The sequence below is a fragment of the Actinomadura graeca genome (genome assembly GCF_019175365.1).
In the GTDB taxonomy this organism is placed as follows: Bacteria; Actinomycetota; Actinomycetes; order Streptosporangiales; family Streptosporangiaceae; genus Spirillospora; species Spirillospora graeca.
The window spans coordinates 8,543,669-8,567,677 of record NZ_CP059572.1 but is presented as its reverse complement, the minus strand read 5'-3'; the positions used below and the strand labels follow the sequence as shown (position 1 = coordinate 8,567,677).

Below are 24,009 nucleotides of genomic sequence, written 5' to 3'. Positions count from 1 at the left end.
CGGCCCCGGATCGGCGGCTGCCGGAGGCCGCCTGTGACCCGGCCGTCCGCCGAATGGTCCGGCGCCATCTGGCGGACTATCGTCCCCGGCCGCCCGGCTAGGCCGGGCCGCTCCAGGCACCGGCGGCCGCGGCCTCCTTGACGTACTCGGCGAACGGGCGCGGCTCACGGCCGAGCACATTCCGCACGTCGCCGGTCACGCGGTCGCCCGTGCCGTCGGCGATCCCCGCCAGCAGCCTCGCGAGGATCTCGATCAACGGGCCGGGGACCGCGTCCGCCTCCAGTCTCGCCTTGAACTCGGGCACCTCCAGCGGCGTGTAGCGGATGTCGCGGCCCGACGCGGCCGCGACCGTCCGGACGACCTCCCGGAACGACAGCGGCTCCGGGCCGGTCAGCTCATAGGTCCGCCCGTCGTGGCCGTCGCCGGTGAGCGCGGCGACCGCGATGTCGGCGATGTCCGCCACGTCGACGAACGCCTCCCGGCCCTCCCCCGCGGGCAGTGCCAGGTCTCCGCCGAGCAGCGGGGAGAGCAGGAAGTCCTCGCTGAAGTTCTGGTTGAACCACGCGGGGCGCAGGATCGTCCATTGCGCGCCGGCCTCCCGGACGGCGCGCTCGGCGGGCTCCTGCTCGGGCATGGGCCGCCCGTCCACGCCGCGCGCGGACAGCAGGACGAGCCGCCGCACTCCGGCGGCCGCGGCCTCGCCGGTGAATTCGGAGACGGCTTCCTGGCGGACGTGCTCGTTCATCGGGACGAGGTACACGGCGCCCGCGCCCTCCAGCGCCGGGCCCCAGGTGGAGCGGTCGGCCCATTCGAAGCGGGTCCCGGTCGTGCGGGACGCGGCGCGGACGGCCAGCCCGCGGTCCCGGAGGCGTGCGGTCACCCGGCGTCCGGTCTTGCCGCGGGCGCCGAGGACGAGGATCGGTGCATCGGTCATGTGACCAGCACATCAGCCGGGGCCGAGACGATCCATGGTCGCACGTCTCGATCACATGTGGGATCGTCTCAGCATGGACATCCTCGACGACCTGCTCTCGGGCGTGCGGGCCCGGGGCGCCGTGTTCTGCCGGTCGGTCGCCGAGCCGCCGTGGGCGGTGCGGTTCGACGCCCCCGCGCCGCTCGCGCTCGGCACCATGCTCAGCGGCGAGGCGTGGCTCGTGCCCGACGGTGGGCGGCCCCTCCCGGTCCGGCAGGGAGACATCGTCCTGACGCGCGGCGGGACGCCGTTCACGGCCGGGGACCATCCGGACACACCGCCGCAGATCGTGGTCCTCGACTCCGAGCGCTGCTACGCGACCGCCGACGGCCCGGCCGCCCCCCGGCGCGACTACCGGCTCGGCCCGCGCACCTACGGCTTCACCGCCGACGGATCGGACCTGTTCGTCACGGCCGAGTACCCGATGCGCGGCGACGTGTGCGAGCGGCTGCTCTCGGCGCTGCCGGAGCTGGCCGTCGTCCCGTGGCAGCGGGAGTTCGCGCCGCTGCTCGACCTGCTGGCGGCCGAGGTCGCCCGCGAGGAGCCGGGCCAGCAGATCATCCTCGACCGGCTCCTCGACATGCTGCTGGTGCGGGCGCTGCGCGCGTGGTTCGCACGCCCGGACGCGGCGCCGCCCGCCGGGTACCGGGCCCTCGGCGACCCGCGGATCGGGCTCGCGCTGCGGCTCCTGCACGAGCGGCCCGCCGGGCCGTGGACGGTGGCGTCCCTCGCCGCCGAGACGGGCATGTCCCGCGCGGTGTTCGCGCGCCGCTTCACCGAGCTGGTCGGCAGCCCGCCGCTCGCCTACCTCACCGAGTGGCGGATGACGCTGGCCGCCGACCTGCTGCGCGAGCGCGGCGCCAGCGTCGCCTCGGTCGCGCGGCGGGTCGGCTACGCCGACGGGTTCGCGTTCAGCAACGCCTTCAAGCGCGTCCGCGGCGTCGCCCCGAGCACCGTCCTGCGCGCCCGGGACGTGGACAGCCCAGCGCCCTGAGCCGGCCCGTCCCGTGGCCGCGCAACGGCGCCCGCTTCAGTAGCGTCCGCCGACGGCGGCGGGCACGGCGTCCAGCGCCGCGAGGTCGGCGCCGGTCAGTTCCAGGCCGGCGGCGCCGGCGTTGTCGCGCAGGTAGCGCTCCTTCTTGGTCCCGGGGATCGGGATGACGTGGTCGCCCTGCGCGAGCGTCCAGGCGATGGCGACCTGGGCCGGGGTGGCACCGTGGCCGTCCGCGACCGCCCTGACGACGTCGACGATCCGCAGATTGGCCTTCAGCGCCTCCTCCTGGAAGCGCGGGTTGATGCCCCGGAAGTCGGTGGCCTCGAACTCGGAGGTGGTCACGGTCCCGGTTAAAAAGCCCCGGCCCAGCGGCGAGAACGGCACGAACGCCGCGCCGTGGGCGGCGCACCAGCCGACGACGTCGCCCGCCTCGCCCGCCCCGGCGATGGAGCCCACGCCGTCGCCCGCCGCGCCCCCGCCGGGCTCGCCCATGGCGTCGCGCGTCCACAGCGACAGCTCCGACTGGACGGCTGCGACCGGGTGGACGGCGTGCGCCTCGGCGGCCTGCGCGACGCTGACCTCCGACAGGCCGAGGTGGCGGACCTTGCCCGCCGCGACCAGCTCCGCCATGGCGCCCCAGGTGTCGGCCAGCGGCACGTCCGGGTCGACGCGGTGCAGGTAGTAGAGGTCGATCACGTCGGTGCGGAGACGGCGCAGGCTGTCCTCGGCGGACGCGACGACGTGCTCGGGCGTGCCCCGCCGGACGATGCTCCTGGTCGCCATGTCCGCGACGACCAGGCCGGTCTTGGTGGCGAGGACCGCCTCGTCCCGCCGGCCGGCGAGCGCGCGGCCCACTAACTCCTCGTTGTGACCGTCGCCGTAAACCTGGGCGGTGTCCAGGAACGTCACGCCGAGGTCGAGGGCCTCGCGGATCAGCGCGGCCGACGCCTCGTCGTCGCGCTCGGACTCGGCGTACGCCCAGCTCATCCCCATGCACCCCAGGCCGACCGCGCCCACCGGCGTTCCGGCGAAGTCCCGGTTCCTCATCATCGAGCCCCTTCCTCCGGCTGTGCCGACGACGATATCCGCCAATTCCGGGCGTGATCGCGGAGCGCACTCAGTCCTCCGGCAGCCGGCGACCGATGATCATCTACTTGCCGTCGGCGGTGCCCTCGCCTCTCAGCGGCATCGGAGCGTCGGGTCGCCTCCCGGGCCGGCGTGCTGTCAGCGGCCCTCGAAACGGGGCGTCCTGCGCCCGGCGAACGCGGCGCGTCCCTCGGCGAAGTCGGCGGTTGCGAACAGGGCCGCCTGCTCCGCGCACTCGGCCTCCAGGAGCCGCTCCAGCCCGTCGTCACCGGCGAGCACGCGTTTGGCGGCGGCGACCGCCAGCGGGGCGAGGGCGGCGGCCCCGGCGGCGCGTTCCAGCGCGGCGTCCAGCGCGCCACCGGGCGGGGCGAGCGAGTCGGCCAGGCCGATCTCGTAGGCGCGGGACGCGGGCACGGGCGCGCCGAAGAGCAGCATGTCCCTGGCGGCGCCCGACCCGACCCGCCGCGGGAGCGTCCAGAGGAGCCCGCCGTCCGGGACGAGGCCGATCCTGCCGAACGCCGCGACGAACCTGGCGTCCTCGGCGGTGACCACGTGGTCGCAGACCGCGGCGAGGGAGACGCCCAGCCCGGCGGCGGTGCCCTCGACGGCCGCCACCACGGGCGTCCCGCCCGCGGCGATCAGCCGGACCACGTCGTGCAGCGGCGCGAGCCGCGCCCGCACCGTGTCCGGGGCCGCGCCCTCCATGGAACGGACGTCCCCGCCCGCGCAGAACGTGCCTCCGGCGCCGGTCAGCACGACGGCCCGCACGGCGGGATCGTCCACCGCGCGCCGGAGCTCGTCCCGGAGGGCTTCACGCGCCGGGACGTCGATCGCGTTGCGGGCCTCCGGGCGGTCGAGCGTCAGCACCCGGGTCGCCTCGTGCTCGGACACCGTGATCAACCGCATCCTCCTGGATATCGCTTATACGCTATAGGCGGCCGGTTCACCGGGCCGAGCGACGGCCACCGGCCCGCTCGTCCCAGAATCCCTGGGCCTCCAGGTGCACGACCAGCAGCGTGCCCGCGTGCCGGATGTGCGCCCGCATCGCCTGCCGCGCCGCGCCGGCGTCCCTCGCCCGCAGCGCAGCGAGGACGATGCGGTGGTCGTCGACGGACGCCTGTGTCCAGCCGTGGATGCTGGAGTAGAAGCGGCGCGGCGCGTACCGGACCACGAGCTGCAGCAGCCAGGCCGTCTTGGGCGACCCCGCGCACAGGTTGATCGACCGGTGGAACCGGTGGTTGGCGAGCTCGATCTCCTCCGCGTCCAGGGACCGGGACGCCTTCTCCAGCCGCGCCTGTGTCTCCTCCAGCGCGTCCAGCTCCGCCTCGGTGATCCGCCCGGCGGCGCGCGCCGCCAGCTCCCCGGCGAAGTACGCCTGCGCCTCGAACAGGTCCTGGACGTCCTGCCGTGTCAGCGGCGCCGGCATGAACCCGCGGCGTGGCTCCAGCGTGACGAAGCCCTCCCCGCGCAGTGACAGCAGCGCCTCCCGGACGGGCGTGACGCTGATCCCGAGATCCTCGGCGATCCGTTCCATCCGCAGGAACTCGCCGTGCCCGACCTGCCCCGACATGATGAGCTCGCGGACGTAGGCGGCCACCTCGTCGCCGAGCTGGCGGCGCCTGCCGAAGGCCGGCTCGCTGGTAGGGCCCACCGTCATCTCCCGCTGACATCGCCGGGTTCTCCTATCAAATATAGGAAAAGGGCGACCGGGCTGAGGAGCCCGGCGTCTTCGGCCCTGCATTCCCTCCCTTGCGCGCGGAAGCGGAACGGCGTGCCTGCTCCCGCCGGACGCCGCCGCACGCCCCGACGCCGGTGAGCGGCCCCCGACCGGCCTCTGTTGTCAGGCACTCCCGTACGACCTAGCGTCCAGGCCACCACGCACCACCCCCGCGTGACGAGGAGAGCAGACATGGCGGAACGAAGAACGATCCCACCCCTGGCCGGTGAACTCGCCGCGGAGTTCGCCGGCACGCTGATCCTCATCCTGTTCGGCGTCGGCGTCGTCGCGCAGGTCGCGGCCGCCGGCATCGGCGACCACGACAGCATCGCCTGGGCATGGGGCCTCGGCGTGACGCTCGGCGTGTACGTCGCGGCGCGCATCAGCGGCGCGCACCTGAACCCGGCCGTGACCGTCGCCCTCGCCGTCTTCAAGGAGTTCTCCTGGCGGAAGACGGCCCCCTACATCGCCGCCCAGACGCTCGGCGCGTTCGTCGCCGCGCTGATCGTCCGATGGAACTACAGCGAGGTGCTCGCCAAGGCCGACCCCGGCCACACCATCAAGACCCAGGGCGTCTTCTCGACCCTGCCGGGCAACGGGACGCTGCCGGTGGGGACGTGGGGCGCTCTCCGCGACCAGGTGATCGGAACCGCGATCCTGCTGTTCGTGATCAAGGCCGTCACGGACGCGCGCAACGCGCCGCCGCTGGCGAACCTGGCGCCGTTCGTCATCGGCCTTCTGGTGGTGGTGATCGGAATGGCGTGGGGGACGGACGCCGGTTACGCGATCAACCCGGCGCGCGACTTCGGGCCCCGTCTCGCCTCGTTCCTCACCGGATACGGGTCAGCATGGCGGGACCAGAACGGCGACCTGTACTTCTGGGTGCCGATCATCGGCCCGCTCCTCGGCGGCGTCCTCGGCGCGGGGCTGTACAAGGCGCTGATCGGACGGTTCCTGCCCGGCGACGCCCCACCCGACCAGAGGGCCGAGCCCGAGTACGAGGCGGCGTGAACCGCCACCGCGGCACCGGCCGCCCCCTCCCCCCGTCCGTCCCCGACATGACAGGAGACCCCGGACATGGCTGATTTCGTTGGTGCGCTGGATCAGGGGACGACCAGCACCAGGTTCATGGTGTTCGATCACTCCGGTGCGGTGGTGGCCCGGCACCAGCTGGAACACCGGCAGATCCTGCCCCGCCCCGGATGGGTCGAGCACGACCCCGCCGAAATCTGGGAGAACACCCGCACCGTCATCCAGACCGCGCTGGCCACCGCCGGGCTGTCCACCACCGACCTGCAGGCCATCGGCATCACCAACCAGCGCGAGACCACCGTGGTCTGGGACCCCCGCACCGGCCACCCCCTGCACAACGCCATCGTCTGGCAAGACACCCGCACCGACCAGATCACCACCGCCCTGCAACACGACAGCCGCGGCCAGATGATCCGCGACCGCACCGGCCTGCCCCCCGCCACCTACTTCTCCGCCGCCAAAGCCCAATGGATCCTGGACAACACCCCCGGCGCCCGCCAAGCCGCCCACCACGGCCACGCCCTCATGGGCACCATCGACACCTGGCTGCTATGGAACCTCACCGGCGGCCCCCACGGCGGCGTCCACCTCACCGACCCCACCAACGCCTCCCGCACCATGCTCATGGACCTGCACACCCTCACCTGGGACCCCGAACTGCTGGACATCTTCACCCTCCCGGCCACCATGCTCCCGGCCATCGGCCCCTCCACCCAGCCCGGCGGCTACGGCCCCACCCACCCCGACACCCCCCTCGCCCACCCCAACGGCACAACCACCGCAAGCACAGGCACCGGCGGGAGCGGCACCGGCGGGGTGCCGGTCACCGCGATCCTGGGCGACCAGCAAGCCGCCACCGTCGGACAGGTCTGCTTCGCCCCCGGCGAGGCCAAAAACACCTACGGCACCGGCAACTTCCTGCTGCTCAACACCGGCCACCAGCCCGTGACCTCCCACGCCGGGATGCTCACCACCGTGTGCTACCAGCTGGCCGGGCAACCCCCCGTCTACGCCCTGGAAGGCTCCATCGCCGTCACCGGATCGGCCGTGCAATGGCTACGCGACCAGCTCGGCCTCATCACCGACGCCGCCCACAGCGAAACCCTGGCCCGCCAGGCCGGCGACAACGGCGGCATCTACTTCGTCCCCGCCTTCTCCGGCCTGTTCGCCCCCTACTGGCGCGCCGACGCCCGCGGCGCCATCGTCGGGCTGTCGCGCCACACCACCGCCGCGCACCTGGCCCGCGCCACCCTGGAGGCCATCTGCTACCAGACCCGCGACGTGGTCGAGGCCATGCACCACGACTCCGGCGTCACCCTGGAGGTCCTCAAGGTCGACGGCGGCGTCACCACCAACCACCTGTGCATGCAACTGCAAGCCGACATCCTGGGCGTCCCGGTCTCCCGCCCCACCATCACCGAGACCACCGCCCTGGGCGCCGCCTACGCCGCCGGCCTGGCCACCGGCCTGTGGCACGACACCGACGAACTACGCACCCACTGGCACCAAGACCACCGCTGGGAACCCACCTGGACCCCCCGCCAACGCGACCACGCCTACACCGGATGGAAGAAAGCCGTCGAACGCACCTACGGATGGATCGACATCGACTGAACACGGCGGAGCGCCCCGGTGGCCCCGCCGTGGGCGGTCGTCCCCCCACAAGAGACCGGTGACAGGTCACGCGAAGGCGTCGACGCCCGTCAGCTCGGCGGACAGTGCCCAGAGCCGCGCCGCCTCGTCGGGGTCGACCGCGTAGGACCGGACGCCGCTCATCGGCCGCTCCGCCCCCGCGGGGCGGCCGATGGTCTCCGGGAGGTCCCCGGGCGCGGGCTCGGCGATGTCACAGTCCTCGCAGTAGACGCCACCGTGCCCGGCCAGCCGCGGTGACGTGGCAGCCCACACCCCGGTGGCCGCGCCCTGCCCGGGTGTCTTGAATCCCGCGCCGATCTCGTTGCCGTGCTCGTCGATCCAGCCCCGTTCCCTCTGCTCTTCCTTGGCGACATGCCGCACGAGCGGCGTGAGGATGCTGCCCGGGTGCAGGGAGAAGGCACGCACGGTGTCCCGGGCGAGCGCGTCGAGATGGACCGCGAAGAGGATGTTCGCGGTCTTGGACTGCCCGTACGCCTCCCATTTGTCGTAGCCGCGGTCGAAATGGACATCGTCCCAGCGCATGCGGGAGAAGTGGTGCGCGGCCGAGGAGACGGCGACGACCCGGGCACCCGGCCGGATCGCCGGCCACAGCCGGTTGACCAGTGCGTGGTGGCCGAGATGGTTGGTCGCGAACTGGGCCTCCCAGCCCGGGCCGACCCGGCTCTCGGGACAGGCCATGATCCCGGCGTTGGCGATGAGGAGGTCGATGCCGCGGCCGGTCGCGAGGAAGCGGCCGGCGAACGCCCGGACGTCCTCAAGGTCGGCCAGGTCCAGCTCGCCGACCTCGACGCCGCCGATCCCGGCGACGGCGTCCTCGGCGGCCCGCCGCCGCCGCGCGGGCACCACGACGCGGGCGCCCGCGGCGGCGAGCGCGCGGGTCGTCTCCAGCCCGATGCCCGAGTACCCGCCGGTGACGAGGGCGAGCCTCCCCGTCAGGTCGATCCCCTTCAGGACGTCCTCGGCGGTGCTGCCCGCGCCGAACCCCGATCCGATCTTGTGTTGAGAGCTCGTCATGGACGGAACGCTAGGTGCTGGATCGCGCTCCAGGTCAAGGGCCCGACGGCCAGCGGTACGGCTCGGCGATCCCCTCGGCGGACGGTCGTCAGGACGGGTCGCCACCGAGCGCGGGCTCGGCGCCCCGCACCGGGATACGGCCCAGGGCGCCGTCCCGGGCGCCGGGCCGCCGCGCGGGGACCGCCTCCTCGCGCTCACGCGGGGGTTCTCCGTGGAGAAGGCCGAAGAGCCGGTCCCACCGGGCGAGCACCGCGTCCGGCCGGAACCGCTGGACGGACGCGAGCGCCGCGCCGCCGAGCGCCCGCCGCAGGTCCGGGTCGTCCATCAGCCGGCCGAGCGCGGCGGCGAACGCGGCCGTGTCGCCGCGCCGGACCAGCAGCCCGCCCTCCTCGTCCCCGATCAGGGAGCGGACCCCGGGCGCGCAGTCGAACGCGACCGAGGGCAGCCCGTAGGCCATCGCCTCCATCACCGACATGGGCAGGCCCTCGTCCCGGGACGGCAGCGCGAAGACCGACGCCTCGACCAGCGCCTCCTCGACGTCGGCGATCACCCCCCGGAACTCCACCGATCCCGCCACCCCCGCGGCCTCGGCCCGTGCCCGCAACGCCTCCCGCTCCGGGCCGTCGCCGTAGACGTGCAGCCGCCAGCCCGCCCGGCCGGCGACCGCCCGCTCCCACGCCTCCAGCAGCAGGTCGACGCCCTTCTCGTACGACAGGCGCCCCACGCAGGCGACGACCGGGAGGTCGAGCGTCGGGTGGACGGCGGGCTCGACGGGCAGGGCGTTCGGGATGTGGTCGACGTTGGTCATGCCGTCGCGCGCCCAGGCGTCGGCGTCCTCGGCGGTCAGGACCAGCAGCCGGTCCGCCCCGGCGAAGTGCTCCCTGACCCGCCGGTACCGCGACGACCTGCGGGACGCCGCGTACGACTCGTGGCTCATGCCGATGACGCGCGGACCCCGGACGTCCGCCAGCCGGACCCACTCCATCGCCCACACCTGCGCGACGATCACCACCGCGCCCGGCCGCGCGGCGGCGAACAGCTCGGTCAGGCGCGCGGCGCCGCGCCGCTGGGCCGCGCGCCGCCACAGGTCGCGGCCGCGCGCCGCCACGTCCAGGCGCTGCCACAGGCCGGTGGGGCGCCACGGCAGGACGGGCGGACGCCACCGCCCGTGCAGCACCTCCACCGCGTAGGAGCCGTCCCGGTGGTGGTGGTAGGGCGTCTCCCCGCGGGTGATGCCGACGAGGGTGACGCGGTCGCCCCGCCCGGCCAGTAGCCGGGCCATGTGGTGCGCCCACCGCTGGAGGCCGCCCATGTCGTCGGCGTTGTTGCAGACGATGAAGACGTCACGAGGTCCGGCCACGGCCGCTCCCTTCGCCGAAGTAGCGTTCCACGACCGTGCGGGCGGCGGTCCCGCGGTCGTGCTCGCCGAACCGCAGCGCGAACGCCCGGCGGCGGGCCGCGTGGGCGTCGCCCGGTGAGCGCAGGCCGGCGAGCGCGGCGACGAGCTCGTCCTCGGTGCGCGTGATCGGGCCGGGGGCGTGCCGCCGCAGGTCGAAGTAGCCGGTGTCGAGGCCGTCCTCGTCCGGGAGGTGCAGGATGATCGGCCGGTCGAGCAGCGCGAAGTCGAACATGATCGAGGAGTGGTCGGTGACCAGCGCGTCCGCGAGCAGCAGCAGCGGTGTCACGTCGGGGACGGCGCCGGCGTCGCGCATCACGTCGTGCGCGGAGGGCGGGAGCGCGGCCTCGCACAGATAGTGGGGCCGGACGAGCAGTACCAGCTCGCCGCCCAGCTCGCGGGCGAACACCGCGGGGTCGACGGGGGGATCCAGCCGGCGGACCGGGCGCCCGCCGGGGCCGGTGCGGAACGTCGGCGCGTACAGCACGGCGCGGCGGCCGTCGCCGAGGCCGAGCGAGCCGCGGAGCGCGGCGATCTCGGCGGCCAGCTCCGGATCGCCGTCCACGCCGGTGACGAGCGGGTCGTTGCGCGGGTAGCCGGACGCGAGCAGCTCGGCGCGGACGCCGAGGCCCCTGGCCAGGGTGCCGGCGTCGTGCCCGGACCGCACGAGGAAGCAGTCGAACCGCTCTGCCATGCGCCGCAGCCGGGCCCGCTCGGACCTCGGGCCGCTCTTCACGCTCGGCTTGTCCGTCCCCATCGGCTTGTACGCCGAGCCGTGCCAGGTCTGGATGTAGGTGGTCTCCGGCCGTTTGCGGAGGCCGTCCGGATATCCCTGGTCGTCGACCCAGAACCGGGCCCGCGCGAGCGCCAGGTGGTAGGCCCAGGATCCCCGCCTGACCAGGGTCGCGTCCTGCGGGAACCCCTTCGCGGACGCCGCGTACGACCACACCGCCCGGACGGGCCGGCCCGAGCGGCGCAGCTCCCGGTAGATGTACTTGGGGTTGCCGGCGTACCGGGCGCCGAGGTGGCTCTCGAAGACCACGAGCCCGGCGCGGACGGGCAACCGGCTCAGCACCCGGTTGAACACGGCCGTCTTGGTCGCGCGGGACGTCAGCAGCCCGCGTGCCGACGACTTCAGCCGCCGGACCTCGCGCCAGGCCCGCCGCGCGGCGCGCGTCGTCGCGGCCCGGTGCACGGCCGCCCCGGCAAGCCGGGCCGGAGCGCCGCCCGGGTCGAGGGTGAAGGCCAGGTGGCCGCCCCCGGTGACGTACGAGCGGAGACGGCCGGCCGCGAGCCGCGTCAGCCGGGGCCGTACCGGAAGGGCGACCCCGTCGAGCGGAGGTGATCCCGCGCCGTCGCCGGGCCGGGTGACCAGCTCCTCGCCGTCCACCCGCACTCGGAGCAGGACGTCCCAGACGGGATCGACGAAGCCGACCGGGTGGACGCGGCGCGGGTCGAAGTCGGCCCGCCAGTCCAGCCGCCCTCCGCGGTGCTCGATCCGGGCCCGGGTCCGCCGACGGCGCGACGGACGGCGCCGGTCGCGGAACTCCAGCGTGGCCGCGAGGCGGGAGTCCGGACGTATCCGCTCCAACGGGTTGAGCACGTAGCCGGACATGTGCGCCTTGTCGCCGCGCATCTCCAGTCCCGTGACCGTGTTCGCCGGGCGCAGTTCCCGGAGGGGCCGCTCGTGGAAGCCGAAGTCGGTCACGTCCAGGATCCGGCGGCCCGCCGCCCTTGCCGTCCAGGCGGCCACCCCGTGCGAGGGCGCGGCGCCGTCCGGGGACGGGGCGCCGCCCCAGAGGACCCGCCCGTCCCGCTGCTCCTCCAGATGGACGCGCAGCTCAGGACGTGCGGCCCGGCCGTACTCGGCCGCCGCCAGCGCCCCGGCGTGGTCGCCCTCGCGGGTCAGGTACGCGGCGATGGCCGCCATCGGGTGGGCCGTCTCGAAGGCCCTCGGATCCAGCTCCGCGAGGTAGCGGGCGGCCGAGTCCAGGAGCCGGGCCCGGTGGCCGGGGTCGCGGCCGCGCAGCTCGCGCAGGCAGAGGACCAGGTCGTGGTTGACGAACTTGACGTCCTTCGCCCGTCTCAGATCGTGGGCGCCGCGCAGCGCGAACAGCATGTCGATGCGCCGGTGGACCTCCAGCCGGTCGGCGAAATTGGCGACCTCGGCCCGCCGGCTGGAGATCGACGGCGGGACCTCCCGCTCCTTGACCAGCCAGTGGTAGACCCGGTGGGGGATCAGCGCCGTCCGCCCCGCCGCGAGGTACGCCTCCGCCGTGAACAGCAGGTCCTCGTAGTGGAGCCGCTCGGCGAACCGCAGCCCGTTGTCCTCCAGGAAGGCCCGGCGGTACGCCTTGTTGGTCGACAGCGTGTCGTAGAGGAGGTTGGGCCGCTCGCTCAGCGACCGGTGCACCGCGCTATGCCTGTAGAGCCACGGATACCAGGGGCGGACGCGGTCCTTCCGCCCCTCGGGCACGTCCAGGAAGATCCGCTCGCACAGGCCCGAGACCAGGTCGGCGCCGGTCTCCTCCGCGGCCGAGACGAGGTTGAGGCAGGCGTGCCGGTCCAGCAGGTCGTCGCTGTCGAGGAACATCACGTAGCGGCCGCTCGACCGCTCGATCCCGGTGTTGCGGGGACGGCCGCAGCCCCCCGAGTTGGACGGCAGGTGGACGGCGCGGACCCGTCCCGGGTGCGCGGCGGCCAGCCGGTCGGCCGCCCGCGCGGTCCCGTCGGTGCTCGCGTCGTCGACGATCACCGTCTCGACGCCGCCCAGCGACTGCGCCAGCACCGAGGCGACCGCGCGGGGCAGCCGCCGCTCGTCGTTGTAGGCGATCACCACCACGCTGGCCTCCGGGCGCGCCCGCATGGCCCTCCCCTCCCCGACTCCCCCGTAACCGGGCGGATACGTCAGAGAGTGTGTTTCCCGGAACGCCGCGCAGACGTCCAAGATCAGTCAAAGGGCCTCATTGATTGGCATTACCCGACATGGAGGAAACACCTGGAGGCTCGGGGCGGACAGCCGGAAGGCGCCCGGCGGGGGACCGGGCGCCTTCCGTGGGGGACGCGGGCGCCTCGGGGGAGGGGCGCCCTGCGGCGGGAGCGGGTCAGCCCCGGTAGTCGGGGTAGCCGTAGCCGACGACCTGGGAGGTCTTGCGGACCTTCCGCTTGACGGCGTTGCCGGTGTTGCCCTCGACGGTGTCGATCGTGCCGTCGCCGTTGTCCTTGACGACGAGGCCGACGTGCTGGATGCCGCCGATCCCGCCGGAACGGCCGTCCTTCCAGTCGAAGAACACGACCGCGCCGGGCCGGGCCTTGGTGCCCCAGCGGTCCTCCTTCTTGAACCAGGTGGCGTGCTGGACGGTGTAGGCGTCCCAGCCCATGTCCTTGGCGCCGACCTGCGCGCCGACCCAGGAGACGAACATGTTGCACCACTGGGCGCCGTCGTAGTCGGCGACGGCGCCGCCGTCGCGCCGGGCGGTCTCGGCCGCGTGCGGGGTCGACATGTACCACTTGTGGTACTTGGTCCGACCGTTCTTGCCCTCGCGGATGCCGACCTGCGACTCCGCCATCTTGATCACTTCGGACGGCTTGACGCGGTGGGGGGCCACCTTGAAGCCCTCCCGGCGGGCCTCGGCGGCCGAGAGGCCGGCGGCCTTCGCGGACTTGCCCGAAACGTGCGCGGCGGCCGCGGCGCGGGCCGGGGTCTCGGCGGTCGCGCGGTCACCGGAGAGGGGGTTGAACACCGCCAGCCCGACGGCGCCGGCGAGCACGGCGCCGACGGCGACGCCGACGGCCCGGTCCTCGGGGCTGAGGCTGGTCAGGGACAGTCGATTGAAACGACCGGTCATGCGGGGAATCTCCTTGTCTTCCATGGCGCCTACCGGGTTAGCTGACGGATTCGGGCATGGAAGCAGCCCTACGGCGCGCTCTGAGAGCGCCCCGATTCACCCCTGGAACCTGGGTCCCCGGCTCCGTCCGGTCGTGACGACCGGCACGGACTCGGCCTGGCATCGCGCCGTGCGATGCCGTTGTCGGATGTATCTCTGCGACTGATCTTGACTGGCGCGCATCGTCCTGGCGCGCGTCGCGTGCGTCATCGCTCCGCGACCTGCGGCCGCGCTCGGCGCGACCGGACACAACGCATGGAACGCGTTGGTGATTGGGTAGAAGGTACCAACCATCCCAAGAAAAGCAAACCAGGCACAAAGCACTGTCTTGCCTGCTCAAGAGCCTTCCAAGAGACTCCCAACGCCGCCACCCGGCAGGGTCTTCCCGATCTTTCCGCAGGTCGGCGCGGAAGGGACGTCCGACCAGGCGAAAGCCCTTATGGCACCGGGTTTTCCCCGCACAGCGCGGGTCTCGGATTTTACCTTGACGAGGCTGCGCAACGGCCGGGTAAAGAAAGTCCGGCGCGTGGCGGGCTCCCGGCATCGGCCGGCCGCCCGTGCGTCGGCGTGTCCTGCATCACGCGGGGTCACCGGCCGGGCAGGGCTGTGACCTGCCTCACTCCACGCTGATCGCGAAGAGCGTCGTGTCGTCGGCCGCCCGGTCGTGTTCCATCCGCGCGAGCACCTCGTTCAGGACCAGGTCGGGGCCCGAGGAGCACTCCTGCAGGATCTTCGTGAGCCGCCCGATCCGCTCGTCCAGGTCGGCGTCCCTGCGCTCCACCAGGCCGTCGGTGTAGAGGAAGACCAGGTCGCCCGACTTCAGCCGGGTCTTGACCGTGGCGTACTCCCATCCCGGGACCGCGCCGAGCATCGGGTCCGGCGCCACCTCCATCGGCGCCGCCCGCCCGTCCCGCACCAGGATCGGCGGCGGATGGCCCGCGCACGTCCACTCCAGGACGCGGCGCCGGGGCTCGAAGCGGGCGACGACCGCGGTTCCCGTCGCGGGCGGCTGGATATGGCCGACCAGCTCGTTCAGCCAGCCCACCAGCTTCCCGGGCGGCTGCCCGGTGGAGGCGAGCCCGAGCAGGCCGTTGCGGGTGCGGGCCATCGCCGCGGCCGCCGGCAGCCCGTGCCCGGCGGCGTCCCCGATCGCGAACAGCGCCCGCCCGTCCAGCATCGCGCGGGTCGCGAACCAGTCCCCGCCGATGCGGGCGGTGCTCTCGGCGGCCAGGCTGCGCAGGGCGACCCGCAGGCCCGGCAGGTCCTCCAGCTCGTGCTCGTCCGGCAGGATGGCACGCCGCAGCGTCACCGCCACCCGCCGCTCCTGCGCCGTCTTCGCCCGCTGCTCCAGCATCTGACGGCGGGTCTCGGCCAGCGCCCGCTCCACCCCACGCCGCCGGGTGATGTCCTGCGAGACGATGTTGATCGACACCGGCAGCCCGGAGGCGTCCAGCACCGGCTCGGCGAACACCCACAGGTGCCGGGCCGTGCCGTCCTGGCCGGTGACGCGGTGCTCGGCCTCCACCGGCTCCCGGCGCGAGAACAGCGTCTGGACCGCCTCCTCCACCAGCGGCAGGTCGTCGTCCGCCACGACCTTCGGCAGGTCGTGCGGCATCGGCGGCACCTCGTCGGGGAGCAGCCCGTAGTTGGCGAGCATCTGCGGCGTCCAGTCCGCCTCGCCGGTCGCGAGGTCCCACTCGCCGAAGCCGAGCAGGGCGAGCCGCTCGACCCGCTCCAGCCGCCGCGCCTGCCGGTCCTCCTCCCGGTGGTAGCGCCAGGTCACGCACACGCCGGTGGGCACCGCCACGCAGCGCACGCTCATCCGGGACGTCCGCGAGAGCCCTCCCTGGGCGGTGGAGTGCGTCATCGACCCGCGCTCCAGCCGCGCCCCGGTCTCCAGCACCTCCACATAGGCGTCGAACAGGCCGCTCAGGACCGTCCCGGGGTCGGTCTGCACCAGCCGCAGCCCCGCCAGCTCCTCCGCGCCCCGGCCGAACAGGTCGCGCGCGACCTCGTTGAGCTCGGCGTACAGGAAGTCCACGACCTCCCCGTCCCGGCCGCGGACCGGGACCAGGTGCGCCGCGCCGTCCAGCGTCCCGTCCAGCACGGCCCTGGCCACCGGGTCCTCGGGCAGGCCCGCGATGATCTCCGCGTCCCCCGCGGTGTCCTCGGCCCGGACGCGGCGCAGCACGTCCTCGGCCTTCGACACCACGGCCTGCCGCGCCCCGGCGTCCTCGGCGCGGGGCGCCCCCCGGCCCGCCATGATCGCCCCGATCGGCCCGGCCCCGGCGTCCTCGTCGCGGACGCCGACCACGAGCCCCGCCGCCTCGGCCAGCTCGAGGTCGAGATCGCGCGCCAGCCAGATGAGGTGCTGCAGGGCCTCCCCCGGCGGGACGCCCAGCCGCCGCGCCAGCACGACCCGGGCCTCGGACAGGACGGCGCGGTCGTGCGCGGCCCCCCGCAGGTCCTCCAGGTCCGGCACGGCGGCGTGCGCACCCGCCGGCGCGGGCGTTCCCGCCGCCGGAGCAACCGGCGTGCCCTCGGCTTCCGCCACCCAGTCCCCCCATTCGGCATGACATGGCCCCGGGAGTGAAAAGCTACATACGCGGAGGAAGGGGTATTCGCACCCCTCACGTAAGCAGGCCCTATCTTTACCCTGGTTTTCCTTTCAGCCCGAAGACGACCGGTTCAGGTGACCATTCCCCGAAACATCCCAGCCCCACGGAGTGATCTGCGTCACACCACCGGACCACTTCCCTGGATTGGATCGCGACACGGCCCGGAACCGGTGCCTAGCGTGGGCCCATGCACGACGACCTGGACCGGCTGCCCGGCCTGCTCTCGCACCACGCCGCCGCCCTCCTGGCCGGCCTGGAGGACCGTCCAGCCGCCGTCGTGGACCGCCCGCCGCCCCCGCGCAGACCGCTCCCCGCCCCGACCGGCCTGGACGGCGCGCTCGCGGAGTTCACCGAACGCTGGGAACCGGGCCTCTCCGGCAGCGCCGGCCCCCGCTACCTCGGTTTCGTCACCGGCGGCGTCACCCCCGCGGCCCTCGCCGGGGACTGGCTGACCGGCGTCCTCGACCAGAACCCGACGTCCCGGCTCGACTCCTCGGCCCCCGCCCTCGAAGACGAGACCACTGGCTGGCTCGCCGAGATCCTCGGCCTGCCGTCCCACACCGGCATGCTCGTCTCCGGCGCGACCATGTCGAACGCCACCGGGCTCGCCATCGCCCGCGAATGGCTGGGCGAACGCGCGGGGATCTCCGTGGCGGACGACGGCGTCGGCGCCCTCGGCGAGATCACCGTGTTCTCCGCGGCGCCGCACGCCAGCGTCCACAAGGCCCTCTCCCTCCTGGGCATCGGCCGGAAGAGGCTCAGGACCGTCCCGGCCCTGCCGGGACGCGAGGCCGCCGACGTCACCGCCCTCGACGAGGCCCTCACCGCGCTGGACGGCCGTCCCGCCATCGTCGTCGCCAACGCCGGAACCGTGAACACCGTCGACTTCGACGACCTCGGCGCGATCTCGGCCCTGCGCGACCGCCACCCCTTCTGGCTCCACGTGGACGCCGCGTTCGGCGCGTTCGCCGCCCTCTCCCCCGCCCACGCCGGCCTCGTCGCCGCCCTCGACCAGGCCGACTCCGTCTGCGTGGACCTCCACAAATGGCTGAACGTCCCCTACGACTCCGCCGTCCAGTTCACCCGCCGCCGCGACCTCCAGCTCCGCGTCTTCCGGAACGACGCGCCCTACCTCGGCGCGCCGGGTGACGTCCCCGCCGACCTGACACCCGAGAACTCCCGCCGTTTCCGCGCCCTCCCCGCCTGGTTCACCCTCCGCGCCTACGGACGCGACGGCCACCGCGCCGTCGTCGAACGCAACATCGCCCAGGCGCACCGCCTCGGCGCCCTTCTGGAGACCACTCCCGGCTGGCGCCTGCTGGCCCCCGTCCGCCTCAACGTGGTCTGCTTCGCCCACGAGACCCGCTCCCCCGACGAGATCATCAGGAGGGCCTCCCCCGAGGTGTTCGTCACCCCCACCACCCTCTGGGGCTCCCCCGGCCTCCGCGCCGCGTTCAGCAACTGGCGCACGTCGGACGACGATGTGGAACGCGCCCACCGCGCGCTCCTACAGTGAGCCCCATGCGCGAAACGATCACGTACCTGGAGATGACCAGCCCGGACGACCTGGTCCCCGCGCGCCCCGCGCCCGTCACCATGGAACCGGCGGGACCGTCCCTCGTCCGCGACCTCAGCCTCCGCGTCGGCACCCCGCACCAGTGGCCCAGCAGCACCTGGACCGACGAGCAGTGGGCCGAGCACCTCTCCCGCCCCCACCACTCCTGGGCCCTCACCACCACCGAGCCCGCCGGCCTGGCCCGCTACGCGGTCGAGGGCGACGACGTCGAGATCACCTCGTTCGGCCTGCTCCCCGAATGGATCGGCCGCGGGATCGGCGGCCACGCCCTCACCCTCACGATCCGCAAGGCGTGGACCCTGACCCCCGGCGCCCGCAGGGTCTGGCTGCACACCTCGACCCTCGACCACCCCCACGCCCTGCCGAACTACCAGAAGCGCGGCCTGCGCCCCTACCGCACCGAAGCCCGGTAGACCTGCCGCGTCAGCGACGTCACCCGCGCCGACGCCGCCTGGAACGACGAACCCGCCGGCTGCAGCGTCAGCACGACCACGATCCTGTCCCCCACGATCCCGGTCGTGTGCAGCACCGGCCTCCCGATCCCCAGCCCCGGCGCCGATGCGGGCCGCATGTTCCCGTTGCACGGCACCGCCGGGACGTCCCCGAACCCCGACCACCCCTGCTTCACGGCCCACGGCCGCTCCACCGCCCTCGGGATCCCGAACGTCTGGTCGAACCCGTCCTTCCCGCACGGCGTGGACCTCCGCAGCTGCGCGACCACGAACTCCCGGTGCTCCTTGGGCGCCTTCTCCAGCAGATACCGGTACGTCCGCACGACGTCCTCCGCGCTGAGCGCGGTGTACCCCCAGAACCCGGGCTTGTCCCGCGGCGGCGGCGCCGTCTCCGTCAGCCCCAGCCGCGGCGCCATCCGCCCGATGACCTCCGCCTGCCCTCCCCGCCGCCAGAACTCGGTCGCCGCCTTGTCATCACTGGACCGCAGCATCGACCCCAGCAGGACCCGATCGGCCGCCGACACCTCATGCTCCCGCATGTAATCCAGCGCCAGCAGGACCTTCACCACCGAAGCCGACCGGAACGTCCACCGCGCCCCACGCTGCAGGACGACCCGCCCCGCCTTCCGGTCGTACACCATGTAGGCGGCACGCACCCCCACGGGCACCCGCACCCGAGGCACCGGCGCCCGGCTCGTCACCCGCGGACTCCCACCGGCAGCGGAAGGCGTCGCCACCGGACTACTGGCCCCGGACGGCTCGTCCGCCCCGCACCCGCACACCAGAGCCCCGAGCACCAGAGCCGCCCCGGCCCGCGCCACCAAAGTCACCACGAGGCATGCCTACCAGACCGCCCTCAACCCGGTACGCACTCGCACGCAGACTGCGCTACAGTAATCACGCCTGCTCCGGCGGGCACCGGGACGTAGCGCAGTTTGGCAGCGCACTTGACTGGGGGTCAAGGGGTCGTGGGTTCAAATCCCGCCGTCCCGACAGCACGAAAAGCCCTGCCGATCACGGCGTTTGCCGAGGTCGCAGGGCTTTCGCATTGACACGCACCTTTCGCCTGACCGGGCGGTGCGGATCTTTGCCGGGGACCACTTGGGGACCACGATCATTTAGCGAGATGCACGCTCAGCGCCGCACCGGCCCCGACAATCGCATCCAAGTCCGGGTGCAGGTACCGCTGCGTCGTCGTCAGCGAGCCGTGCCCCGCGATCAGCCGCAGCACATGCACCGGGACGCCCGCGTCTGCCATCCAGGTCAGACCGGTGTGCCGCAGGTCATGGCGCCGCAGGCTCTCAAAGCCGAGTGTGGTCACCACCTCATCCCAATGCGTGGCATCCCGCAGAACCGCAGTGGTCAGACGACCGCCGCGCGGCCCCGTGAACAGCCGGGCATCAGGTCGGCCTTGAAGCTTGTCCAGCCGCCGGGCCACCAGCGGACGCACCTCTTCGATCAGCGGCACCCGACGAGCGCACCGCCCCTTGGTGGCCTTGTCCACCAGGCCGCCGGGACTCGGCGTGGTCTGACGGCAGACCGTCCACACCCAGGCGCCCGGGTCGATGTCGCGGACCCGCACACCCGACACCTCACCGATCCGCGCGGCCGTGCACGCGGCGAAGACGACCGCCTCACCCCAGCCCGCAAATCGGCCGGCGGAACGAGCCACGAGCGCATCGGCGAGCTTGACCAGCGCTGCCCAGTCCGGCAACGCCAGCGCGCGCGGATCGTCCAGCTCATCGAACGCCTGCCGGTACTGACGCTGCCAGCCAGTGATCCGGGCCGGGTTACGGCCGATCAGCCCATCACGGACGGCCTGTTCCATCACCCGCACCAGCGCAGCCAGACTGTTCTTCACCGTTGACCGGCCGTGCCCCTCATCAATCCAGCCGAACACGGTCCGATCCACGACACCGTTGGTGATCCGCCGCACAGGCAGATGACCCAGCGAGGGGACCACCCGCAGCCGCCATCCGGCAAGGTAGGGATCCAGGGTCTTGGCCTCCAGTCCCCGCATGGCCAGCGGCATCACGCACCCGCCGTACTCGGCGAGCGACATCGTGAAGGTCGCCGGATCCACGCCCGCCGCCGCAGCCGCCATCACCTCATCGATCCACTTCTGCGCCGCGTCCTCATCAGGGGCAGCTTCGGAGATCGAGCGGCGCCGCTTGTCCACCGGATCAACCCAGCGGACCCGTGCCCGGTAGGGCTTGAGACGATCGTTGCGGTACTCGACATCAGCCGACAACGACAGGCCCACCGGAAGACGCTCAGGTGTCACAGGGCGCCCTCGTCCGGGTCGATCCGATGGCGCAGCATCCAGCGGCGGACGTCGGCCGCGTTGTAGCGCGTGACGGCCCCGCTCAGCCGGACGAACGGAGGCCCCTGCAACGGTCGCCCAGTCCGCCACCGGCGCAGAGTCGAGGGATCCACGGCCAAGAGCACCGCGAGCTGCTCCGTGGTGTACCAGACCTCCGACAACACCGGCCCGCCATCGAGCACCTCGTCTGATGGCAGGAGATTGGGGTGAGCGTTCATGGCGAAGGTCTCCGCTCGCCCTGGCCGGGCGATGGCCCTGTCACCGTCTCGACGAGCTGCCGTTCAGCAGCGGTATATCCCTGCCCGAGGTAGCGCCAGTGCGCCACTACGAGGATCGTTTCGTCGGTCGGATCAGGGCGGCCCAGACGACGACGGGTGTACTCCGCGCGGACGCCGCGAAGCGTGCCGAGCGTGGTGGAGTAGCCGCGCGACTTGGTGGTGAAATGACCGCGAAAGCCCAGCATGTGCGCCCACTTGCGGAGCTTGGCATCGGCAAGTTCGGGATGGGCGGCAATGTCGCCCAGATGCCAGCACGTACGAATGAGCCGGGCCGCGTGCCGCGTAACGCCACGTTCAGCGAGCCCGGCAAGGTCGTCTCCGTTGACGCGCCGGTCCAGTGTGCCCGTGCTCTCGGCAGCTTTGGTGGCGTACTTGGCGACGTACCCGGCAACGGCCTGATCACTGATCTCACAGCCGTCCCCGAACGCCGCGATGGACTGGACATCGACCTGTTCACCGAAGCCGAGCCGGAAGGCACGGCCCAGGCTCGGTACCTCGACGTCCAGGCGTACAGCAGCCGCAGCCGAGCCGATGGCCGCATCGAGGAGGCCGGGCGTCGCCCAGCACGGCGGAGCGGGCCAGGCGTCCGGGCCATCGGCGCGCCCGTCCAACCGGATGACAGCGTGGAAATGGACAAGGCCGCGCGCCTGATATTCGGCGACTTTGGCGAAGGAGACCTTGACTGACTGATTGAAGGCCCGCTGTGTCATGCCAGCCGCAGCAGCCAAGTGCCGCCGCAGGTAGGTAGTGAAGCGTCGCCACAGCTCCCCGGCATGCGCGTTCCATACCACGTGGCCCGCGTAGTCGTAGGCGTCGGGTTGGAGAGGCTGTCCGATCAGCTCGTCGTCGGAGCCGTGACGTCGCCAGCATGCGGGACCGTTGCGGCGTGGGTGACAGACCCGGACCCTCCCGGCCTTGTCCGGGCCGCGATGCACGGCCCCGAAGGTTGGCGCGGTCAGGGTCGCGAGCACACGGGGATGTGATCCCACTGAGACGGGAACCCCTTTGTCCCCGCCGCACAACCCGGCTTTGATCAGGTGATAGGTGTCGGCGCGGTACTCCTCCGCGCACGATGGGCAGCGGGACGCGCGCCGGTTCTTGCAGCGCACCATGAGTTGTCCGTGTGGTTCACCTTGCGTGGTGTAGGACGAGAGCACTTCGCCCGTGGTCGCGTTCAGGGTCATCGACTCACCAGACAGGCGAACGGGTTCGGCGCAGCCGCGAAGTGCGTTGACCTGATCGATCCAACGTTGCAGATCGGTCCCGGACCGGCGCGTCAGGTCTCGCAGTACCGGCCCGATGATGTCGGACAACGGGATAGGTGGGGTGGACATAGGTATGGGACCTCCCAGCGGTTGCGGGTGAGTGCAGGAGAGCGGGCGGGACGGCCAGTGCTGGCAGGCGTCGGGCCGTCCCGCCCGGAGGGTCGTCGGTCGTGGTCAGGGATTGGGGTCGATGCCGGTCCCGCCGCAGCGGAGGCAGGCACGGCCGCTATCGACGCGCGCTCCGGCGCAGCCGTAACAGATGGTGATCACCTTCCCCATCGGTCACCGCTTGCGAGCGGACTTGTTCTTGGCGTCGCGGCGGGCATAGACCGCCTCGTTCCAGCGGCGGATGAACTCGGCCGCTTCGGCGTCGTCGTGGGTGGCCATGGTCAGCCGGTCTGGCCGGTGCCGTTACAGACCGGGCACTGAACGGTGCCGGTACGGGTGCAGGCCTGACCGAAGCCGTCGCAGTCGGAGCAGGGACGGTCGGCCATGTCAGACCTCCCCCACGCCGTCGCAGACGGTGCACGTCGCAGTGGTGCCCCCACAGCTCATGCGACCGATTCCCCAGCACTGCACACAGGGTTGCTTGCTCATGGACTGGTGTTCCTTCCTGTTCGGGTGAGTGAAGTTGGGGGCGAGTGCTGGCAGGCATGTCGGCCCCCGTGGTGGATCAGTGGTCGGGGTAGGGGTGGATCAGTCCGAGGCCGTTGCAGGTCCGGCAGATCAGGCCAGCGGCGTCCAATCCGCCGGCGCCGCAGTCGAAGCACGCGCCGGACAGGTGAGATCCGGGGGCGTTGAAGGTCACCGGTGATGAATCCTTTCTGTGCTGAGACTTAGCCGTTGCCGCAGCAAGTCCCGTCACATTCGGCGGCGTGCTGGCATTCGGTCGAGCAGAACCCCTGGTAGGCGCGACATGGTGCGCCACAGTTGCCGCATTCCATGATTTGGTGTTCCTCTCTGGTCAGATGCGTGGTGGCGGGTCCTTTCCGTGCCTTGGGTCAGGCGTTGGCGTCGCCGGAGCAGGTCATGCACAACGCTTCCTGCTTGACGGCCTCGCCGGTTCGCCGGTTGGTTCGGGTCGTGGTGATCTGGCCGGTTCCATCGCAGGCGAGGCACGGAACCGGAGTGCGCTTGCGGCCCATGGCGGTTACCTCCCTTCGACGCCGTTGCAGGTGCAGGGGACGGGCGGGCGGCGGCAGCCCGCGCACAACGGGCAACGGCCGGGCCGGGGACGGTTCACGGTCACGGTGCGGCCCCCACACAGCAGCCCAGCGCTGCTACCAGGAGCCAGCCGACGTGCCAGGACTGATCCAGTGCGTAGGCGCCGGTCCCCGCGGGCGCGACTAGGCCGTCACCGAGCCGGGCAAAGTTGCCTTTGCCGAGGCGTTCCGCCAACGCGGCGAGCGTGCGACGCCGGTCGGCCCAGTAGTGCGAGACAGCGTCCACGGCCAAGGACATGATTACGGCGCAGGGCTTGAGGGGCAGGGCCAGCACCACGGCGACCAAACCCACCATGCTCGCCTTGACCAAAGCGAGCACGACGACGTGCCCAGCACAGGCCAACCGTCCAGCCCAGTCCGGCCGCCCCTTGGTGATCGCCTGATAGTCAGTCTGGATCCAATGGTCACCGACCTCATGCACGGCATACAGCACGGCGAAGGCCGCAGCGAATGCGGTTGCGTCAGCGTGGAACATGGCGTCGTCAGTGCCGCCGGGACAGCGTCCGGCGCCGGGTCTGGACC

General features: G+C 72.6%; 21 protein-coding genes, 1 tRNA gene and 1 riboswitch. Of the genes, 6 read left to right on the top strand and 16 right to left on the bottom strand.

The features are described from left to right. Window positions 1-97 precede the first annotated feature (97 nt). The gene (locus AGRA3207_RS38070) at window positions 98-934 is read right to left on the bottom strand and encodes an NAD(P)H-binding protein (protein WP_231332214.1); all 837 of its coding nucleotides are present in this window, start codon (window positions 932-934) and stop codon (window positions 98-100) included. A 73-nt stretch (window positions 935-1,007) separates the two neighbouring features. Between AGRA3207_RS38070 and AGRA3207_RS38065 the strand changes: the two genes are divergently transcribed. After that, window positions 1,008-1,967, top strand: a complete 960-nt coding sequence (locus AGRA3207_RS38065; RefSeq protein WP_231332213.1) for an AraC family transcriptional regulator — start codon at window positions 1,008-1,010, stop codon at window positions 1,965-1,967. Window positions 1,968-2,003: 36 nt separating this feature from the next. Here the strand turns inward: AGRA3207_RS38065 and AGRA3207_RS38060 are convergent, their stop codons facing one another. The 3 genes from AGRA3207_RS38060 to AGRA3207_RS38050 all read right to left on the bottom strand — a co-directional run bounded on the left by AGRA3207_RS38060 (window position 2,004) and on the right by AGRA3207_RS38050 (window position 4,704). Continuing rightward, window positions 2,004-3,014 (bottom strand): aldo/keto reductase, encoded by a 1,011-nt coding sequence (locus AGRA3207_RS38060; RefSeq protein WP_231336515.1) that lies wholly within the window; start codon window positions 3,012-3,014, stop codon window positions 2,004-2,006. Window positions 3,015-3,191: 177 nt separating this feature from the next. Continuing rightward, a complete protein-coding gene (locus AGRA3207_RS38055) occupies window positions 3,192-3,944 on the bottom strand; it encodes an enoyl-CoA hydratase/isomerase family protein (RefSeq protein WP_231336514.1) in 753 nt (250 codons plus the stop codon). 52 nt (window positions 3,945-3,996) lie between these two features. After that, window positions 3,997-4,704, bottom strand: a complete 708-nt coding sequence (locus AGRA3207_RS38050) for a GntR family transcriptional regulator (protein ID WP_231332212.1) — start codon at window positions 4,702-4,704, stop codon at window positions 3,997-3,999. Window positions 4,705-4,962: 258 nt separating this feature from the next. Here AGRA3207_RS38050 and AGRA3207_RS38045 point away from each other — a divergent pair, with 258 nt between their 5' ends. Together AGRA3207_RS38045 and glpK are read left to right on the top strand one after the other, a co-directional pair. After that, window positions 4,963-5,781 carry an MIP/aquaporin family protein gene (locus tag AGRA3207_RS38045; protein WP_231332211.1) on the top strand — a complete coding sequence of 273 codons (819 nt, stop codon included), beginning with the start codon at window positions 4,963-4,965 and terminating at the stop codon, window positions 5,779-5,781. Window positions 5,782-5,847: 66 nt separating this feature from the next. After that, entirely contained in the window at window positions 5,848-7,416 is a 1,569-nt protein-coding gene (glpK, locus tag AGRA3207_RS38040) for a glycerol kinase GlpK (protein WP_231332210.1), read from the top strand. Window positions 7,417-7,482: 66 nt separating this feature from the next. Here glpK and AGRA3207_RS38035 read toward each other — a convergent pair whose 3' ends face one another. From AGRA3207_RS38035 to AGRA3207_RS38015, 5 genes are all read right to left on the bottom strand, one after another. Further along, complete coding sequence (locus AGRA3207_RS38035; protein WP_231332209.1) at window positions 7,483-8,469, bottom strand: SDR family NAD(P)-dependent oxidoreductase; 987 nt, start codon at window positions 8,467-8,469, stop codon at window positions 7,483-7,485. An 88-nt stretch (window positions 8,470-8,557) separates the two neighbouring features. Next, window positions 8,558-9,829 carry a glycosyltransferase gene (locus AGRA3207_RS38030; protein WP_231332208.1) on the bottom strand — a complete coding sequence of 424 codons (1,272 nt, stop codon included), beginning with the start codon at window positions 9,827-9,829 and terminating at the stop codon, window positions 8,558-8,560. After that, window positions 9,813-12,731 (bottom strand): bifunctional glycosyltransferase/CDP-glycerol:glycerophosphate glycerophosphotransferase, encoded by a 2,919-nt coding sequence (locus AGRA3207_RS38025; protein ID WP_231332207.1) that lies wholly within the window; start codon window positions 12,729-12,731, stop codon window positions 9,813-9,815. Before AGRA3207_RS38025 ends, AGRA3207_RS38030 begins: the two co-directional genes overlap by 17 nt. Before the next feature lie 238 nt (window positions 12,732-12,969). Further along, window positions 12,970-13,713 (bottom strand): CHAP domain-containing protein, encoded by a 744-nt coding sequence (locus AGRA3207_RS38020; protein WP_231332206.1) that lies wholly within the window; start codon window positions 13,711-13,713, stop codon window positions 12,970-12,972. A gap of 11 nt (window positions 13,714-13,724) precedes the next feature. After that, a riboswitch (cyclic di-AMP (ydaO/yuaA leader) is annotated at window positions 13,725-13,880 on the bottom strand. A gap of 488 nt (window positions 13,881-14,368) precedes the next feature. Beyond that, window positions 14,369-16,306: a SpoIIE family protein phosphatase gene (locus AGRA3207_RS38015; RefSeq protein ID WP_231332205.1), complete on the bottom strand. Its 1,938-nt coding sequence runs from the start codon at window positions 16,304-16,306 to the stop codon at window positions 14,369-14,371. Between the two features lie 251 nt (window positions 16,307-16,557). Here AGRA3207_RS38015 and AGRA3207_RS38010 point away from each other — a divergent pair, with 251 nt between their 5' ends. Together AGRA3207_RS38010 and AGRA3207_RS38005 are read left to right on the top strand one after the other, a co-directional pair. After that, window positions 16,558-17,886: a pyridoxal phosphate-dependent decarboxylase family protein gene (locus AGRA3207_RS38010; protein WP_231332204.1), complete on the top strand. Its 1,329-nt coding sequence runs from the start codon at window positions 16,558-16,560 to the stop codon at window positions 17,884-17,886. A gap of 5 nt (window positions 17,887-17,891) precedes the next feature. Then, window positions 17,892-18,359 (top strand): GNAT family N-acetyltransferase, encoded by a 468-nt coding sequence (locus AGRA3207_RS38005; RefSeq protein WP_231332203.1) that lies wholly within the window; start codon window positions 17,892-17,894, stop codon window positions 18,357-18,359. Here AGRA3207_RS38005 and AGRA3207_RS38000 read toward each other — a convergent pair. After that, on the bottom strand, window positions 18,338-19,099 hold the full coding sequence (locus tag AGRA3207_RS38000) for a hypothetical protein (protein ID WP_231332202.1): 762 nt from the start codon (window positions 19,097-19,099) through the stop codon (window positions 18,338-18,340). The genes AGRA3207_RS38005 and AGRA3207_RS38000 overlap by 22 nt on opposite strands. Window positions 19,100-19,317: 218 nt before the next feature. Here AGRA3207_RS38000 and AGRA3207_RS37995 point away from each other — a divergent pair. After that, window positions 19,318-19,391 (top strand) — tRNA-Pro (locus AGRA3207_RS37995). Window positions 19,392-19,512: 121 nt separating this feature from the next. On the opposite strand, the gene AGRA3207_RS37990 is transcribed toward AGRA3207_RS37995, so the two are convergent. From AGRA3207_RS37990 to AGRA3207_RS37970, 6 genes are all read right to left on the bottom strand, one after another. Then, entirely contained in the window at window positions 19,513-20,661 is a 1,149-nt protein-coding gene (locus tag AGRA3207_RS37990; protein WP_231332201.1) for a tyrosine-type recombinase/integrase, read from the bottom strand. Window positions 20,662-20,678: 17 nt separating this feature from the next. Further along, window positions 20,679-20,939, bottom strand: coding sequence for a helix-turn-helix domain-containing protein (locus tag AGRA3207_RS37985; protein ID WP_231332200.1), 261 nt, complete (start codon window positions 20,937-20,939; stop codon window positions 20,679-20,681). Continuing rightward, window positions 20,936-22,312: a replication initiator gene (locus AGRA3207_RS37980; protein WP_231332199.1), complete on the bottom strand. Its 1,377-nt coding sequence runs from the start codon at window positions 22,310-22,312 to the stop codon at window positions 20,936-20,938. The genes AGRA3207_RS37985 and AGRA3207_RS37980 overlap by 4 nt, the downstream gene beginning before the upstream one ends. Before the next feature lie 625 nt (window positions 22,313-22,937). Then, on the bottom strand, window positions 22,938-23,072 hold the full coding sequence (locus tag AGRA3207_RS40030) for a hypothetical protein (RefSeq protein WP_273699975.1): 135 nt from the start codon (window positions 23,070-23,072) through the stop codon (window positions 22,938-22,940). 193 nt (window positions 23,073-23,265) lie between these two features. Then, window positions 23,266-23,409 (bottom strand): hypothetical protein, encoded by a 144-nt coding sequence (locus AGRA3207_RS37975; RefSeq protein ID WP_231332198.1) that lies wholly within the window; start codon window positions 23,407-23,409, stop codon window positions 23,266-23,268. A 100-nt stretch (window positions 23,410-23,509) separates the two neighbouring features. Next, on the bottom strand, window positions 23,510-23,962 hold the full coding sequence (locus AGRA3207_RS37970) for a DUF3307 domain-containing protein (RefSeq protein ID WP_231332197.1): 453 nt from the start codon (window positions 23,960-23,962) through the stop codon (window positions 23,510-23,512). Window positions 23,963-24,009: the final 47 nt, after the last annotated feature.